At 69.6% G+C, this 15,599-nt stretch carries 12 protein-coding genes and 1 tRNA gene; 8 read left to right on the top strand and 5 right to left on the bottom strand.

Features of this window, described 5'->3' with window-relative positions; translation table 11 throughout:
* Positions 1-10 precede the first annotated feature (10 nt).
* Positions 11-3,070: an SMC family ATPase gene (locus ABJF88_02800; GenBank protein ID MEP0545833.1), complete on the top strand. Its 3,060-nt coding sequence runs from the start codon at positions 11-13 to the stop codon at positions 3,068-3,070.
* A gap of 132 nt (positions 3,071-3,202) precedes the next feature.
* Here the strand turns inward: ABJF88_02800 and ABJF88_02795 are convergent, their stop codons facing one another.
* Positions 3,203-4,126: a DMT family transporter gene (locus tag ABJF88_02795; GenBank protein ID MEP0545832.1), complete on the bottom strand. Its 924-nt coding sequence runs from the start codon at positions 4,124-4,126 to the stop codon at positions 3,203-3,205.
* A 94-nt stretch (positions 4,127-4,220) separates the two neighbouring features.
* On the opposite strand from ABJF88_02795, the gene ABJF88_02790 reads away from it, so the two are divergent.
* From ABJF88_02790 to ABJF88_02765, 6 genes are all read left to right on the top strand, one after another.
* A complete protein-coding gene (locus ABJF88_02790; GenBank protein ID MEP0545831.1) occupies positions 4,221-4,544 on the top strand; it encodes a MerR family transcriptional regulator in 324 nt (107 codons plus the stop codon).
* A 27-nt stretch (positions 4,545-4,571) separates the two neighbouring features.
* Positions 4,572-4,645, top strand: a tRNA-Pro gene (locus ABJF88_02785).
* A gap of 116 nt (positions 4,646-4,761) precedes the next feature.
* Positions 4,762-5,886, top strand: a complete 1,125-nt coding sequence (locus ABJF88_02780; protein ID MEP0545830.1) for a helix-turn-helix transcriptional regulator — start codon at positions 4,762-4,764, stop codon at positions 5,884-5,886.
* A gap of 1 nt (position 5,887) precedes the next feature.
* Entirely contained in the window at positions 5,888-8,041 is a 2,154-nt protein-coding gene (ligA, locus tag ABJF88_02775) for an NAD-dependent DNA ligase LigA (GenBank protein ID MEP0545829.1), read from the top strand.
* Between the two features lie 4 nt (positions 8,042-8,045).
* Positions 8,046-8,609, top strand: coding sequence for a hypothetical protein (locus ABJF88_02770; protein MEP0545828.1), 564 nt, complete (start codon positions 8,046-8,048; stop codon positions 8,607-8,609).
* A 196-nt stretch (positions 8,610-8,805) separates the two neighbouring features.
* Entirely contained in the window at positions 8,806-11,391 is a 2,586-nt protein-coding gene (locus tag ABJF88_02765) for an HDIG domain-containing metalloprotein (protein ID MEP0545827.1), read from the top strand.
* On the opposite strand, the gene ABJF88_02760 is transcribed toward ABJF88_02765, so the two are convergent.
* A complete protein-coding gene (locus tag ABJF88_02760; protein ID MEP0545826.1) occupies positions 11,388-12,305 on the bottom strand; it encodes a GntR family transcriptional regulator in 918 nt (305 codons plus the stop codon). The two genes, ABJF88_02765 and ABJF88_02760, sit on opposite strands and share 4 nt — an antisense overlap.
* A 141-nt stretch (positions 12,306-12,446) precedes the next feature.
* Here ABJF88_02760 and ABJF88_02755 point away from each other — a divergent pair, with 141 nt between their 5' ends.
* Positions 12,447-13,088 (top strand): YceI family protein, encoded by a 642-nt coding sequence (locus ABJF88_02755; GenBank protein ID MEP0545825.1) that lies wholly within the window; start codon positions 12,447-12,449, stop codon positions 13,086-13,088.
* 7 nt (positions 13,089-13,095) lie between these two features.
* Here the strand turns inward: ABJF88_02755 and ABJF88_02750 are convergent, their stop codons facing one another.
* The 3 genes from ABJF88_02750 to pruA all read right to left on the bottom strand — a co-directional run bounded on the left by ABJF88_02750 (position 13,096) and on the right by pruA (position 15,555).
* A complete protein-coding gene (locus tag ABJF88_02750) occupies positions 13,096-13,311 on the bottom strand; it encodes a hypothetical protein (GenBank protein MEP0545824.1) in 216 nt (71 codons plus the stop codon).
* A gap of 13 nt (positions 13,312-13,324) precedes the next feature.
* Complete coding sequence (locus ABJF88_02745; GenBank protein MEP0545823.1) at positions 13,325-13,801, bottom strand: hypothetical protein; 477 nt, start codon at positions 13,799-13,801, stop codon at positions 13,325-13,327.
* An 80-nt stretch (positions 13,802-13,881) separates the two neighbouring features.
* Positions 13,882-15,555 carry an L-glutamate gamma-semialdehyde dehydrogenase gene (pruA, locus tag ABJF88_02740; GenBank protein ID MEP0545822.1) on the bottom strand — a complete coding sequence of 558 codons (1,674 nt, stop codon included), beginning with the start codon at positions 15,553-15,555 and terminating at the stop codon, positions 13,882-13,884.
* Positions 15,556-15,599 lie beyond the last annotated feature (44 nt).

The raw sequence follows: 15,599 nt of genomic DNA, 5'->3' as shown, positions 1-15,599 counted from the left end.
TACGCGAACTATGATCCCCGTCTCCCTCAAGCTCCAGAACTTCCTCTCGTACGGGTCGCCGGCCGAGGCGCTCGACTTCGAGCAGTTCCACGTGGCCTGCCTCTCCGGCGGGAACGGGCAGGGCAAGTCGGCCCTGCTCGACGCGATCACGTGGGCCATCTGGGGCGAGGCGCGGAAGGCCTCCGACGCCCGGAAGCCCGATGAGGACCTCCTCCGCATCGGCACGCGCGAGATGCAGGTCGAACTCGTGTTCGACCTCGAAGGCGAGCGCTACCGCGTTGTCCGCTCGTTCTACCGCACGGCGTCGGGGAAGACCTCGAAACCGGGGCTCGAATTCCAGACGTGGGACGCCGAGGCCGCCACGTTCCGCCCGCTCACCGCCGGCTCGATCAGCGACACTCAGGCGGTGATCGACACGACGCTCCGGCTCGACTACGACACGTTCATCAACTCGGCCTTCCTCCTCCAGGGACGCTCCGACGAGTTCACGAAGAAGAAGCCCGGCGACCGGAAGGAGATCCTCGCCCGCATCCTCGGGCTCGACCGCTACGAGCGGCTCGCCGCCGTCGCCCGCGCCCGGCTCACGACGGCGAACGAGCGGGGGAAGGACGCCGAGCGCGAGATCGAGCGGCTCGTTGCCGCGCTCGAACACGAGGACCAGTGGAAGACGGAGCGCGCCGAGCTGGAGAAGATCATCGCCGACCTCGAAAAGGAGCGGGCCGAGGCGCAGCGCGAGGAGCAGACCCTGACGGAGCGCGTCGCTGAGCTCGACGCGCTCGCGCAGTCGGTCGGGCAGCAGCGGGCGCGGTGCGAGCGGATCGACGCCCGCAAGCGTGAACTCGAAACCGAGCGCGAAGGGCTCCGCGCCCGCATCGCCGACGCCGAGGCGCTCATCGCCCAGAGCGAGGCTATCCGCCGCAATCACGCTCGCTACGAAACGCTCCTCGCCGAGCGCCAGACGTGGGACGACAAAGCCGACCTCCAGCGCGGGCTCGACTCCCAGCTCGGCGAGAAGAGGATCGAGCTCCAGCGCCAGCGGATGCAGGCCGAAGCCCGCCTCACAAAAGTCGAGACCGAACTGCAATCGAACCGGCGCGCGCGCGACGAGGCCGAGCGGCGACTCGTGGAGCGCCCGGCCGCGCAACGCGGGCTCGACAAGGCGCTCGCGGCGCAGCGCGAGGTCGAGGGGTTGCGCGACCGGCGCGACGAACGGCTCCGGATCGAGGCCCGCCTCACGGCGCTCGACAAGCAACTCGCGAGCGAGCGCGGCGCCCTTCAAGCCACAGTCGTCCAGGTCCAGCAGCAGGTGCGCGAGGCGCAGGCCCTCGCCGAGGCGCTGCCGCGACTGCGCGAGCGGGCGGGAGGACTGCGCGAGCGCGTGGCCGCGGTGAAGGCGCTGGAGGGCGAGCAGAGCGACATCCGCGAGCAGGGGAGCGGGGTGAAGGCCGAGCTCGAAGGATTCGAGCGCGAGCGCGAGCGGCTCCAGCGCGAGGTCGCTGCCGTCGACGCGAAGGTGGCCGGGCTCCGCGAACTCGAAACGGAGACGTGCCCGACGTGCGGCACGGCGCTCACGCCCGAGCACCGGCGGACCGTCGAGCAGACCTACGCCGACGAACGCGCCGCCATCGTCGCCGCGATTGCCGACGTCGACCGGCGCCGCGACGAGAAGCAGCAGCACCGCGAGCAATTGCTCGCGCGCTACCGCGACCTCGCAGGGCAGATCGGGCAGGCGAACGGCGTCGCCGATGCGTTCGCCGCCGTGCAGGCCGAGCTCGCCACCGCCGAGAAAGCCGACGCCACCGTCGCCGAGCAGCGCCGCCGCGCCGACGACCTCGACCGCCAGCTTCGCGCCGACGCCTTCCGGCCCGACCTCCGCGCCGAGCGCACCGAGCTTTCCGACCGCCTCGCCGAGCTCCCGTTCGACTCCGAGCGATTCGAGCAGGTGCAGGCCGAGGCCGCGCAGCGCGCCCGCTTCGAAGACCAGCTCCGGGCGCTCGACGAGCTGCACGGACGGATGGAGACGCTCGGCCGGCAGATCGAGCAGCAGGAGCGCGAGGCCGCCGACCTCCGCCAAGGGCTCAGCGCCGGCACCGTGTTCGCCCCGATCCAGTCGCAGATCGACACGCTCCAGCGCCAGCTCGCCACGGTTGGGTACGACGGCGCGCGGCACGAGGCCGTCCGCCGCGAGATCGACGGGTTGAAGGAGGCGCCGGAGCGGTTCATGCGCCTCGCGAACGCCGAGCGCAACCTCACCGATTGGACCGCCCGCCGCACCGCGCTCGCCGATGAAATCAAGCAGGGCGACGAGGAATCCGCGGGGCTCCGCACGGCGATTGATGCGGCTGAGGCGAAGCTCGCCCAGCGCGCTGGCCTCGCCGAGCGGCAGCGCACGCACGCCGAGCGGCGAAGCACGATCGCCGCCTCGCTCAGCGAGGCGCAGGCCCGCTACGGCGGCCTCGTCGAGCGGCTCGAACGGTGCACCCGCGACCGCGAACAGCTGCGGTCGGTCCGCGCCGACCACCGCGAGGCGAAAAAGGCGAAGACGCTCTACCGCCACCTCCGCGATGCCTTCGGGAAGAACGGAATCCCCGCACTCATCATCGAAGAGACGCTCCCCGAGATCGAAGAGCGCGCGAATGCCCTGCTCGAACGGCTCTCGAAGGGCCGCACCCGCGTCCACCTCGAAACACTCAAGGAGAAGAAGGCCGGCGGGACGAAAGAGACGCTCGACATCAAGATCACCGACGAGGGCGGCGTGCCGCGGCCCTACGAGACCTTCTCCGGCGGCGAGGCATTTCGGGTCAACTTTGCCCTCCGCATCGCCCTCGCGCAGCTGCTCGCCGAGCGCAGCGGCGTCCGCATCCGCACGCTCGTCGTGGACGAGGGCTTCGGGACGCAGGACAAGCAGGGGATCGAGAGCATCGTCGAGGCCATCCAAGTCATCCGCGAGGACTTCGACAAAATCGTCGTCATCACGCACCTCGACGAGCTGAAGGAGGCGTTCCCCGTCCGCATCGAAGTGACGAAGCACCCCGTCGAGGGCTCGAGCTACGACGTGATCGGGGTCTGAGGTATGGGGTAGCGTAGTAGGCGAGCACAACCGCTCACATTACCGAGGCCGTCGCGCCGAGATCGTAGGGGCGATCCCATGTGGTCGCCCTCGTGAGGCCGAGCGCTCCGCTTCGCCTTGGCCGGTACCGGTTCAGACGAGGGCGACGCGGCGGCGAGCGCGGCGCATCAGGAACAGCCCGCCGAGGATGAGCGCGCCGCCGAGGAGCTGGTACACCGTCACCGGCTCGCCGATGAGCACGACGCCACTCGAGAGCGCCACGACCGGCACGAGGTTGTTGTAGATCGCCGTCTGCGAGGGGCCGACGCGCTGCACGGCCGTGTTCCAGAGCGCGTACGCAAGGCCCGTCGAGAGGCCGCCGGAGAAGAGCAGCGCGAGCCACACCGTGCCGTCCACCGCGGCCCAATCCACGAGTCCGATCTCGCTCAGGCCGAGGCCCCAGAGGACGGGGAGGGAGACGAGGATGCCGAAGAAGGCCAGGCCCGTCGCCGAAACGCCGGCTTTGAGAACGGGCCGACTGAACACGGTGTACGCGGCCCAGAGGATCGCGCCGAGCAGCATGAGCCCGTTCCCGAAGAGCGTGTCATTCGCGAAGTCCGGCGAGGCGTGGCCGGCGAGGATAACGAGCGCCGTGCCGGCGAGCGAGAGCGCGAGCCCGCCCCACGCGCCGAAGGGGAGGCGCTCCATCCCGATCGCGCGTGCGATCACGGCCGTCCACACCGGCGACGACGAGATGATGAGCGCGCCGCTCCCCGCGCTCGTCGCGTCGATGCCGACGATGAAGCACCACTGGTAGCAGACGTACCCGAGCATCCCGAGGCCCACGACGGTCCTGCCATGCTCGCGGATCGGGGCGAGGAAGCCGCCCGGCTCGTGCCGCGTCCGCCAGCCGTGGATGCTGCCGAGCACGACGGCCGAGACGGCGAACCGGAACGCGTTCACCACGTACGGTGGCATCGGCTCCAGCGCGAGCTTGATGATGGGGAAGTTGATCCCCCAGATGAAGACGACCAGCAGCAGGGCAAGGTCGGAACGCTGGGAACGGGAGAACGGCATGCGGCGGGGGGCAAAGACAGCGAACTACGGCGCGAGCCGGTCGCGCGTTTCTAGTTCGCGTCGTACTTTAAGTGAATAGCACGCGCCCACCCCTATGAAGCAAGAAGGCATCCGCAAGCTCTACCACTCGATCAGCGAGGTCGCCGCCCTCGCCGAGCTCGAACCGCACGTCCTCCGCTACTGGGAGACGGAGTTCGAGGAACTCCACCCGAAGAAAAACCGGGCCGGCAACCGCGTCTACACCGAGCGCGACATCGCCACCGTGATGCGGATCCGCCACCTCCTGCGCGACGACAAGTTCACGATCGAGGGCGCGCGGCAGGTCCTCGCACGCGAGCGGGACGAGGGGGGCACTCCTTCGCGGGAGACGCTCCAGGAGCTCCGTGCATTCCTAGAGAAGCTATTGCACTCGCTCTGAGCGACGGGCTATATTGGCGTCCCCCCTCGGGAAGTAGCTCAGTCCGGTAGAGCACTCGGCTGGGGGTCGAGCGGTCGCAGGTTCGAATCCTGTCTTCCCGACTAGAAGCCCGGTCTCCACACGAGGCCGGGCTTCTTCCGTTCGGGGCCTTTCCTGTTCGCAGGGTTGCGCTACCGTTCGTACTTTGAAGCTCCCATCTGCCCCCTAAGCTTCCGTTATGGCCGACCAGGACCCCGCCGCCGGCACGCCCGGCCCTCGCTCGACCGGACCCCGTCTCGCGCACGACCTCCGCGCCATTCGGGAGGCGCGCAACGTCTCCCTCGACGACGTGCAGCGGGAGACCCGCATGCCGGGCGACATCCTCCGCCGGTTCGAGGACGGGGAACTCGTCAACGACCCGCATTACAACGAGGTCTACCTCCGCAACCTCCTCAAGTCCTATGCGCAGGCGCTCGGTCTCTCGCCGCAGGAGGTGAGTGCCGCGTACGAGAAAGCGAAGACGGGCGCGTACGACGGCGAGCTCCGCCGCCGACACATCGGAGGGAAGGAGGAGCCGGCCGCGCCAGAGCGACCCGCTCCCGCCGAGCCCCGGTCCGAGCCGGCGCCTGCGTCGGCCGAGAAAAAGCCGGCGCCGCCGGACAGGAAAGCGGCGCCACCCCCGAAGAAGCCCACGCCGACAGCCGGGGGAACGGCGCCCGCCGTGGCGGCCCTCTCGTCGCCGCCTAAGCCCCAGGCCGAGAAGAAGCCCGCTGCCAAGCCCAGCGAGCCGATGCCGAAGCGCCGCGTGCAGTCGGCGACCGCCGCGTCGCAGCCGATCGAGAAATCGTGGGGGCTCATCATCGGCGGGACGGTCGTGGCGCTCGCGGTGATCGGTGGCATTCTCTGGTTCCTGTTCCGCGGTACCGGCCCGGAGCCGGAAGTCGTGGAGGCCCCGCCGGCGGCGGTGGACACATCGGCCGTAGCGGCGGTGGATACGGCCGCGGCGCCGACCCCGCAGCCGATCGCTTCGACCGCTCCCCCGTTCCAGACCCCGATCACGCTCACCGTCGTCGCCGGCGGCGAGCCACTCGAGGAGTTCCGCGTCAAGGTGGACGACGACGCGCGCACGCCGTACTGGATCGAGCCGGGGAACCAGCAGACGTTCACCGCCCAGGACCGGATCACCGTCTGGGGCGAGCTGAGCGTCGACGAATCTGGCGGTGGAGAGTATGATGGGGCGCGGCTCCAACTGCAAGGGATCGAGTGGACCCCGCCCGACGGGCAGGTCTTCCGCATCGACGCCGCGCGCGGGCAAGCCGTGCTCGATTCGCTCGCACGCGTGGCAGGCGGCACGGCGGGTTGACATGAACCTGGTCGCGGATACGGAGGAGATGCAGCGCCGACTCGACGGGACGGCGCTGGACGAGATCGCAGAGCACGACGCCCGCCCGCTGGCCGAGCGGCTCGCCGCGATTCTGCGCGCGCACGGCCACCGCTACTACGCCCTCGACGCCCCCGTCATCGCTGACGCGGAGTACGACCGGCTCTTCCGCGCGCTTCAGACGATCGAGGAGCGGTTCCCCGACCTCGCCGCCCCCGACTCTCCGACGCGCCGCGTGGGCGGGGTCGCACTCGACGCGTTCCGCAAGGTCAAGCACCCGGTCCCGCTCCTCTCCCTCGGGAACGCCTTTGACGGCGACGAACTGCGGGCGTGGTACGACCGGGCACGCCGCGGCCTCGCCGAGCGCTTCGGGGAGGTCGAGCCCGCCCTCGTCGTCGAGCCGAAAATCGACGGGCTCGCGCTCGCGCTGACGTACGCCGACGGCGCGCTCGTGCTCGGAGCGACGCGCGGCAACGGGCGCGTGGGGGAGGACGTGACGGAGCACGTGAAGACGATCCGCTCGATCCCGCTCCGCATCCTCCCATCCGACGCGAACGTGCCGCGGCCGGCTCCAGCGACCCTGTTCGATGCGCCTCCCGAAGCGACCCCGGCCCCGACTCGCATCGAAGTGCGCGGTGAGGCCTACTTGCCGAAATCGACGTTCGAGCGGCTCAACGAGGCGCTCGCGAAAGCGGAGGGGAAGATGTTTGCGAACCCCCGGAACGCCGCCGCCGGGAGCCTCCGCCAGCTCGACCCGCAGGTCACAGCGGGGCGAGGGCTGCGGTTCTTCGCCTACGGCGTCGGGCCGGTCGAGGGCGCAGAGCCCGACGCGCAGCACGAGACGCTGGCGTGGCTGGGCCGCCTCGGCTTCCCCGTCAACGAGCACGTCCGCCGCTTCGACACCATCGACGACGTGGTCCGCTATTGCACCGTGTGGGAGGACCGCCGCGACGACCTCGACTACGAGATCGACGGCGTCGTGGTGAAGATCGACCGCCGCGACTTCCAAGACGACCTCGGTGCCGTCGCGAACGCGCCGCGCTGGGCGATCGCGTACAAGTTCGCCGCCCGCGAAGCAACGACGCGCCTCCTCGACATCGAGCGGAACGTCGGGCGCACGGGCGCCATCAAGCCCCTCGCCATCCTCGACGCCGTCAGCATCGGCGGCGTCACCGTCCGCAAAGCCACCCTCCACAACGCCGACTACATCACCGAGCGCGACATCCGCATCGGCGACCGGGTCGTGGTGAAGCGCGCGGGCGACGTCATCCCCCAAGTCGTCGGGCCGGTCGAGGCGGCGCGAACGGGGGAGGAGACGCCGTGGGCGATGCCGCCGGATTGCCCCGCCTGCGGCGAGCCCATCGTCAGGCTCGAAGGCGACGCCGACTACTACTGCGTGAGCGCTGCCTGCCCCGCACAGACGATCCGCCTCGTCGAGCATTACGCCTCGCGTGGGGCTATGGACGTCGTCGGGCTCGGGGAGAAAGTGGCCGTTCAACTCGTCGAGGCTGGGCTCGTGCACACGCTCGACGATCTCTACCGGCTGCAAACGGAGGACCTGCTCGGGCTCGAAGGCTTCAAGGAGAAGAAGGTCGAGAACTTGCTGCGCGGCCTCGCAGCGTCAAAACGCCGTCCATTGCGCGCGCTCCTGTTCGGGCTCGGGATCCGGTTCGTCGGCGCGACGGTGGCGGCGCTCCTCGTGGAGCATCACGCTTCGCTCGACGCGCTCGCGAGTGCCACACAAGAGGAACTCGAAGGGATCGACGGGATCGGGCCGGAGACCGCGCGCGGCGTCGTCGAGTGGTTCGCCCACGCGCCCAACCGCGCGACGGTCGACGCGCTCCGCGCGCTCGGCGTCAGCACGGAGCGGCTGCCCGAGGAGCCCGTCGCCACAGCGAAGGCCGAGGGGCCGCTGAGCGGGAAGACGCTCGTGCTCACCGGGACGCTGCCGACGCTGACGCGAGAGGAGGCGAAGGGCCGGATCCTCGCGGCGGGCGGGAAGGTGGCGGGCAGCGTGAGCAAAAAGACCGACTTCGTCGTGGCCGGCGAGAGCGCGGGGTCGAAGCTGCAAAAAGCTGAAGACCTCGGCGTTTCCGTCCTCACCGAAGCCGACCTCCTCGCCCTCCTCGCCGCGTAACGCCATGTTCGACGCGCTCAAATACCGGCTCGCTCGTCGGCGTGCGCTCAAGCGAGTGCGGGCGCGGACGGTGCGGCCGTGGAGCCCGAGCCCCGTCGCCCGGCACGTGCTCGTGGTGATGCCGGTGGGGGAGGAGGCAGCGCGGGAGGCGTGGCGCTTCGTGAAGTCGCTCGGGCTGCCCCCGAAGCAGGTCACCCCCGTTGTGCTTTCGGGCGAGGTGACGTACGTGCCGGCCGAATACGTGCGGTTCCTGCAGCGGCTCGATGGGGAGGACGTAGGCAAGCTCGGTCTGCCGAGAGCGGAGTTCGCCGAGAAGGTGTGGGGCGAGCACCCCGGCGTCGCCTTCTGCCTCGTCCCGGAGTTCGACCTGGGGGCGGCGTACCTCGTCGGTGCATCCCCGGCTCAGCTTCGAGTCGGGCTCTACAGCGAGGAGGCGGAGCCGTTCTTCGACCTGATGATCGCCCCCGGCGCGTCGTTCGCGTCAGCCTTCGCCTCGCTGCGCGACACGCTCCGGCGAATGGACCCGCCAGCGTTGGCCCTCGGGTCGCTCGGCGGAGAGGCGAATTGAGCGAGCGAGGAGCGGCGTGAAGCCCGGTCGCAAGCCGTTATTGCAATGAGATTTCCTGCTGCCCTTCCGCCGCTGTCAGCCGAACGAGCCCGATCGCAACCCCCGGGGTTCGCTATTTCCTGTCCGAGCAACCGGGCGGCCTGTCGTAAGTTCACCGCTCTTCACCCCGACGCCGTACCACCCACCCCCGAGCCGCATGGGCCTCCTGGAGCGACTAGGCCTTAATCGTAAGCAAGGCCGCCGCCCACGCCGCGTCGGGCTTCAGATCGCGAAGAAGAAGCCGAAGCAGGGGCGCCGGATGACGCGCGACGAGATCCTCGCGCGCGTCGGGATCTTCGGAGCGCTCCTCGTTCTGACGATCCTGATGTTCCCGAACCTCGAGCTCTACGACTACGGCTCGCAGGTGAAGCCGGGCGACGTGTGGCAGCGGCAGGACGTGATCGCCCCCTTCCGCTTCCCTGTCTACAAAAGCGACGAGCAGGTCGCTGCCGAACGCGACTCGATCCGGTACTACGAGCCGCCGATCTTCGCCCGCGTCCCCGACGCCGTCGCGCAGACGGAGACGGCCGCTGACAGTCTCGCGCAGCAGTTCGCCGGGGTCTTTGAAGCCTACGTGGCCTGGCAGCAAAACCGGAGCGCCGGGGCCAGCGCGGACGCCGCCCGCGACTCCGCAACGTATCTCCAACGGCTGGATGCGCTGCCGTTCGACCTCTCCGGCACGCAGACGGAGAAGCTGCTCGCCTCCTACGCCGCGCCATCCGGCCTCGCCACGCCCACGCGCTCGGCGCCCTCCGGACCTCCGCTCGACGATGTCCTGCTGCGCGAGGTCCGCCGCGTCGCTAACCGGATCCTCCCCTTCGGCGTCCTCGACGTGGCGAAGGACAGCGTGCTCACGCCGCAGATCACCGTCGTGAATCGCGACGAGCGGACGGAAGTGCTCATCCCGAAACAAGACCTCTACGGGATCAACGACGCGATCACGGTCGCCCGGAACGAGCTCAACGTCCGGTTCCCGAACCGGCCGGACACGGTCGCAATCGGGGTCGCGATGTTCCAGAACGTGCTCAAGCCGTCGCTGCGATTTTTGGAGGAGGAGTCGCTCGCGCGGTGGGAGGAGGAGGAGGAGAGCATCTCGCGGACGACGGGCGTGGTGCAGCAGGGCCAGGCGATCGTCCGCCGCGGCGACAGCGTGACCGAAGAGGTCCAGCGCCAGCTCTATTCGCTCTCGCGCATCCGCGCTGAGCAGCAGGGGAACGTCGGCCCGCTGCGGATCCTGCTCGGCGAGGTGCTCCTCTCCGTCGCCGCGTTCCTCATCTTCTTCCTCTACCTCTACCTCATGCGGCGGCAGGTCTTCTTCGAGACCCGCTACCTCATGCTGATCGGGCTGCTGTTCGCCGTCATCATCGTGTTCTTCGGCGTGGCGGTCCGGCTGCCCGAGGCGGCGGCGCTCGCCGTGCCCGTCAGCCTCGCGTCGATCCTGCTGACGGTGATCTTCGACTCCCGCGTCGGGATGTTCGGGACGATCACGCTCGCCTGCATCGGCGGGCTCGTCTTCGGCTACGACTTCGAGTTCACATTCGCGACGATCTTCGCCGGGATGCTCGCCGTCTTCAGCGTGCGCGACATCAAGAACCGGAGCCAGATCATCCTCTCGGCGGGCCTCGTGTTCGGCTCGTACGTCGTGATGGCGAGCGCGTACCTCTTGCTCAACGCCGGGGAGATGGACGACTACCTCTCCGACATCGCGCTCATCGGGATCAACAGCGTGCTGCTGCTCCTCGCCTACCCGCTCCTCTGGATTTTCGAGCGGACCTTCGGCGTGACGACGGACCTCACCCTGCTCGAGCTCTCGGACACGAACCGGCCGCTCCTCAAGGAGCTATCGCTCCGCGCGCCGGGCACGTTCAACCACGTGCTGCAGGTCGCGAATCTCGCCGAGGCTGCCGCCGACGCGATTGGGGCGAACGCGCTGCAGGCCCGCATCGGCGCGCTCTACCACGACATCGGCAAGATGCTGAAGCCGGAGTATTACATCGAGAACCAGCAGCCCGGCGACAACCCGCACGACCGCGTCACGCCGTACATGAGCGCGCTCATCATCGCCAGCCACGTGAAGGACGGGCTCGAACTCGGCCGCGAGTACAACCTCCCCGAGGTCGTCCTCAACTTCATCCCGACGCACCACGGCTCGACGCTGATGGAGTTCTTCTACCGGAAGGCGAAGGAGCTGCGCGGCCCCGAGGACCCGCCCGTGGACGAGATGGAGTTCCGCTACCCCGGCCCGCGCCCGCAGACCAACGAGCAGGGCATCGTGATGCTCGCCGACTCCGTCGAGGCTGCCAGCCGCAGCCTCGACAAGCCCACGCCGAAGCGGCTCGAAGGGCTCGTCGACGCCATCTTCCGCGCCCGCACCGAGGACGGCCAGCTCGACGGCTGCGCCCTGACGTTCGCCGACCTGAACCACATCAAGGAGACGTTCCTCTCGATCCTCGGCGGCATCTACCACTTCCGCGTCAAGTACCCGGATCAGGATAAGACCACGGGCGAGGAGAGCACGCCTCCCGAGCCGGCACCGGAGCCGGAACCCCCAACGCCCGAGCCCGAATCGCCTCCCGTGCAGCCCGCGTCCGACGCTGTTGCGAGCGATGATACGCCCGACGACGTTCCGCCCACGGCGCAGGACGTGCCGGCGGAGAAGGAGCCGCCGAAGGACGGCGGTGCGGGCCGTCCGAACGGCCGGAAGCCGGGACCGTCGAGCGAGGAACGCGCGTCGCTGGGCTAGCGACGCATCGCCTCCCGCACCGTGTCCAGCGAGGCCGGATCGACGATAGGGTTGAGCGGGGCGTGCGCCACGTCGTCGAGGAGGGGGCGGAGTTTGCGGCGGGCTTGGGGTGTGAAGAGCAGGAGGTCCACGTCCGTGATGAAGTCGGCGAGGCGCTCGCGGTCGGCGTCGGATTGGAGGGCGAGGGCGGGGCCGGGGAAGCCGGTGAGGTGGCGGAGCTCGTCGAGGATGGGGCCGACGGCGTCGCTGTAGCGTGTGACGAGGCCGAGCGTCGCGGTGGGGGCGAGGCGGGCGACGAGGTGGAGCGTGTCCGGCGGCGGGTGGACGAGCACGCCGACGGCTTCGGCGAGGGGGACGGCCCCGGCCGCGGCCCGCAGGCTCGGGTGCGGCGTCACGACGAGGTCGGCGTCGGCGTGGCGGTCGAGGTCGGCGAGGGCGACGGCGTCGACGCGCTCTTGCACGGCGGCGCTGACCTGCTCGGCGCACGCCTCGGCGAGCTCGCGGTACGACGCGGCGAAAACGATGTTGGGGCGCGAGCCGGGGTCGTCGAGGAAGGCGAGCTGCTCCTGAAAGAGGTATTCGACCTCGCCCTCGTCCAGGCCGAGCCCGATCAGCTTCTGGATCGCTTCCTGCACGACGCCCGCGCCGCGTTCCATCCGGTCCTCCGCCGGGGCCGGCGCGCGCTCGACGGCGGTGTAGCCGCTGCCCTGCCGCGCCTGCAGGAGCCCCTCGGTTTCGAGCTGCTGGTACGCCTTCCGCACCGTGTGAAACGACACGCCGAGCTGCTCGCCGAACGCCCGCGTCGACGGCAGCCGCTCGCCGGGCCGGAAGCGCCCGGTGGCGAGGTGGAACCGGAGCTGCTCGGCGAGCTGCTCCACGATCGGCGTGCTGGCGTCGCGGTCGAGTTGGATCATCAGGTTATCGAGCGATTAACGGGAGCGCCACGCGCAACTTTGCGGCGTGCTTCTTCGGATACGCCGGGACAAATCGAGCCGCCGCCCTCCCCACGTCACGGCCGGGCGGCGGTGCCCAAACTACTCGTATCGGAGGTCCCCATGCGACGCACCCTCTTCCGCATCGTCCCCACGCTGCTCGTCGGCATCCTGCTCACCGGTTTCGCGGCACACCGCACCGAGGCACCCGACCGGCCGACGAAGCCGCCCACGTCCGAACGCGCCGTGTTCGAGATCGACAAAGCGCACAGCATGGTCGGGTTCAAAGTCCGCCACCTCGGGCTCTCGAACGTCACCGGCACGTTCTCCGACTACATGGCCCGCGTAGAACTCGACCCGACCGACCTCTCGTCGATGTCCGTCGCTGCGCGGATCAACGTCGCGAGCGTCGACACCGGCAACGAACGCCGCGACGCCGACCTCCGCTCGGACAACTTCTTCGATGCCGCCCAGCATCCACAGATCCGCTTCCAGAGCACGGGAGTGACCGACATCGACGGCAACATGTTCAAGCTCGCAGGCGACCTCACGATCCGCGGCGTCACGAAGTCCGTCGTACTCGACGGCGAGCTGATCGGCGTGGCAACGGGGCCGATGGGCAAGCAGCGCGTCGGCATCGAGGCCCGCACGACGATCGACCGGCGCGACTTCGGGCTGACGTGGAACCGACTCACCGAGGCCGGTGGCGTGATCGTCGGCCACGACGTGACGATCCTCCTCGACATCCAGGCCGTCCATTCGTGAGCGGGACTCAGTCGAAGTCCGAGCAGCTCATGAAATAGAAGCAACTCGGGCAGCGGTACTTGCAGCCGTGGTTGTGCAGCCGCGAGCCGCAGTTCGGGCAGTAGTCCCAGTAGCACGCGTCCGGCGGGGCTTCGCGCTTCGCCGGACGCTCGGCGTTTTCTGCCGGCGTTGCCCGGGGCGGAGCGCCGTCGAAGAGGTCGTATTGCCGGGACGAAGGCGTCATCGGGCGGAGTCGGTCAGATCGCAGCGCGGGTGCGGCGCTCCTGCTCCGACGCATTCGCCGCAGCGAAGACGGCCGCTTCGAGCCGCTCGAACCCCGGCCAGTCGCCGGGCGCGAAGGAGTGCAGCGTGCGGCCGATCGGTACGTCGACGCCCTCCATCGTCCGGCGCGGGGAGTAGACGGAGTGCAGCGGGAGGGCGTTCGCGCGGCCGGCCGCGTCCCACACCGAGCGGACGCCGCCCCGCGAGCCGTCGAGCACGAGCTCGGCCGGGGTCCGGCGGAGGTCGTGGACCGTCCACGCCGTGCTGAGCGCGTAGACGAGCGGGACGACCCACACCACCCACGGCAGCGGGTCCTGCCCTTCGAGCATCGAGACGGCGGCGGCGATCATCACGCCCGTCATGCTCCACGCGAGCGGGCCGGTGAGCGCGCGGGCGTAGACGAGCGCCGTGGACGCATCGCCCGGGTGATGTCGGCTGCGGAAGACGGTCATGGGTCGGGTGGGGGGGTGTGGGCGGTTGGATGTGTGGAGGTAGAGAGCAGTCACGTCCACACCTCCAACCGCCCACACGCTCATACGTCAGTGTGCTTCTCCTGCCCGTTCGCGGCCGGTTCGTCAGCGCCGAGGAAGGGATAGGCGTAGTGCGTAGGCGGGTCGAACGTCTCTTTGATAGCGCGGAGGCTGGTCCACCGGAGGAGGTTGACGCGCGAGCCGGCCTTGTCGTTCGTGCCCGAGCCGCGCGCCCCGCCGAACGGCTGCTGCCCGACGACGGCCCCGGTCGGCTTGTCGTTGATGTAGAAGTTGCCGGCGGCCTCGGCGAGCGTGTCGCGCGCCTCGGCGACGGCGGCGCGGTCCCGCGCGAAGACGGCGCCGGTGAGGGCGTACGGGCTCGTCCGGTCGACGAGCCGGAGCGTCTCGCTGAAGCGCTGCGACTTGGGCGCGACGTAGAGCGAGGCGACGGGGCCGAACAACTCGTCGCACATCGTCTCGTACTTCGGGTCGTCGGCGACGAGCACGGTCGGCTCGATGTAGAACCCCTCGCTGTCGTCGGAGCCGCCGCCGTGGGCGATGCGGACGCCGCCGTCCTGCTTCGCCCGGTCGATGTAGCTCGTGATGTTGTCGAACGACTTCCGGTCGATGACGGCGTTGACGAAGTTCGAAAAGTCCTCGACCGGCCCCATCTTCAGCTCGTCGAGCTGGCTCATGAGCGACTCCTCGACGGCGGGCCAGAGCGCTTCGGGGATGTAAACGCGCGACGCCGCCGAGCACTTCTGCCCCTGGTACTCGAACGCGCCGCGCACGATCGCCGTGGCGACGGCCTCGGGCTCGGCCGACTCGTGGGCGACGATGAAGTCCTTCCCGCCCGTCTCGCCGACGATGCGCGGGTACGTCCGGTAGTGGCCGAGGTTGTTCGCGATCTCGCGCCAGAGGTGGTTGAACGTGCCCGTCGAACCCGTGAAGTGGAGCCCGGTGAAGTGCTCCGACGCGATCACCGGGTCGCCGACGTCGGGGCCGCTGCCGGGGACCATGTTGATGACGCCGGGCGGGAGGCCGGCCGCCTCCAGCAGTTCCATGATGTAGTGGGCCGAGAGGAGCGCCGTCGTCGCCGGCTTCCACAGGACCGTGTTGCCCATCAGCGCAGGCGCCGTCGGGAGGTTGCCGGCGATGCTCGTGAAGTTGAAGGGCGTGACGGCGAAGACGAACCCTTCGAGTGGACGGTACTCGACCTGGTTCCATTGGCCGGGCGGCGAGAACGGCTGGTCCTCGTAGATCTGCCGCATGAAGTGGACGTTGTAGCGGAAGAAGTCGATCAGCTCGCAGGCGGCGTCGATCTCGGCCTGGTACGGGTTCTTGCTCTGGCCGAGCATGGTCGACGCGTTGAGCGTGTCGCGCCACGGGCCTTCGAGGAGGTCGGCGGCGCGGAGGAAGATGGCGGCGCGGTCGTTCCAGTCCATCCGCATCCAGTCGTGCCGGGCCTCGACGGCGGCCTCGATCGCGCGATTGACCTCGGCCTCGCCGCACTTGTGTTCGATCCCGAGGACGCGGCTGTGCTCGTGCGGCGCGACGACCTCCGCCGTGCGCCCGGTCTCGACGCGCTCGCCGCCGATCACGGCGGGGATGTTGACCGTCTCCTCGCGCATCTCCAGGAGGCGGGCGCGGAGCGAGGCGCGCTCGGGGCTGCCGGGGGCGTAGGAGCGGACGGGCTCGTTGACGGGGATGGGCGGGGAGAGGATGGCGTTCGTCATGGCGGGGTCGGCGTCGTCGGAAAACACGGGAGAGGAGGCGCTCA

Source organism: Rhodothermales bacterium (assembly GCA_039944855.1).
Taxonomy (GTDB): Bacteria; Bacteroidota; Rhodothermia; order Rhodothermales; family JANQRZ01; genus JBBSMX01.
Note: the sequence above shows the minus strand (reverse complement) of the source record. Positions and strands in the feature narration are given on the sequence as shown.

What these genes read in the sequence shown, in the direction of transcription:
- ABJF88_02745 (MEP0545823.1), bottom strand. Translation starts at nt 13,801, where the DNA reads ATGACCGTCTTCCGCAGCCGACATCACCCGGGCGATGCGTCCACGGCG.
- ABJF88_02800 (MEP0545833.1), top strand. Translation starts at nt 11, where the DNA reads ATGATCCCCGTCTCCCTCAAGCTCCAGAACTTCCTCTCGTACGGGTCG.
- ABJF88_02770 (MEP0545828.1), top strand. Translation starts at nt 8,046, where the DNA reads ATGTTCGACGCGCTCAAATACCGGCTCGCTCGTCGGCGTGCGCTCAAG.
- ABJF88_02765 (MEP0545827.1), top strand. Translation starts at nt 8,806, where the DNA reads ATGGGCCTCCTGGAGCGACTAGGCCTTAATCGTAAGCAAGGCCGCCGC.
- pruA (MEP0545822.1), bottom strand. Translation starts at nt 15,555, where the DNA reads ATGACGAACGCCATCCTCTCCCCGCCCATCCCCGTCAACGAGCCCGTC.
- ligA (MEP0545829.1), top strand. Translation starts at nt 5,888, where the DNA reads ATGAACCTGGTCGCGGATACGGAGGAGATGCAGCGCCGACTCGACGGG.
- ABJF88_02750 (MEP0545824.1), bottom strand. Translation starts at nt 13,311, where the DNA reads ATGACGCCTTCGTCCCGGCAATACGACCTCTTCGACGGCGCTCCGCCC.
- ABJF88_02780 (MEP0545830.1), top strand. Translation starts at nt 4,762, where the DNA reads ATGGCCGACCAGGACCCCGCCGCCGGCACGCCCGGCCCTCGCTCGACC.
- ABJF88_02760 (MEP0545826.1), bottom strand. Translation starts at nt 12,305, where the DNA reads ATGATCCAACTCGACCGCGACGCCAGCACGCCGATCGTGGAGCAGCTC.
- ABJF88_02795 (MEP0545832.1), bottom strand. Translation starts at nt 4,126, where the DNA reads ATGCCGTTCTCCCGTTCCCAGCGTTCCGACCTTGCCCTGCTGCTGGTC.
- ABJF88_02790 (MEP0545831.1), top strand. Translation starts at nt 4,221, where the DNA reads ATGAAGCAAGAAGGCATCCGCAAGCTCTACCACTCGATCAGCGAGGTC.
- ABJF88_02755 (MEP0545825.1), top strand. Translation starts at nt 12,447, where the DNA reads ATGCGACGCACCCTCTTCCGCATCGTCCCCACGCTGCTCGTCGGCATC.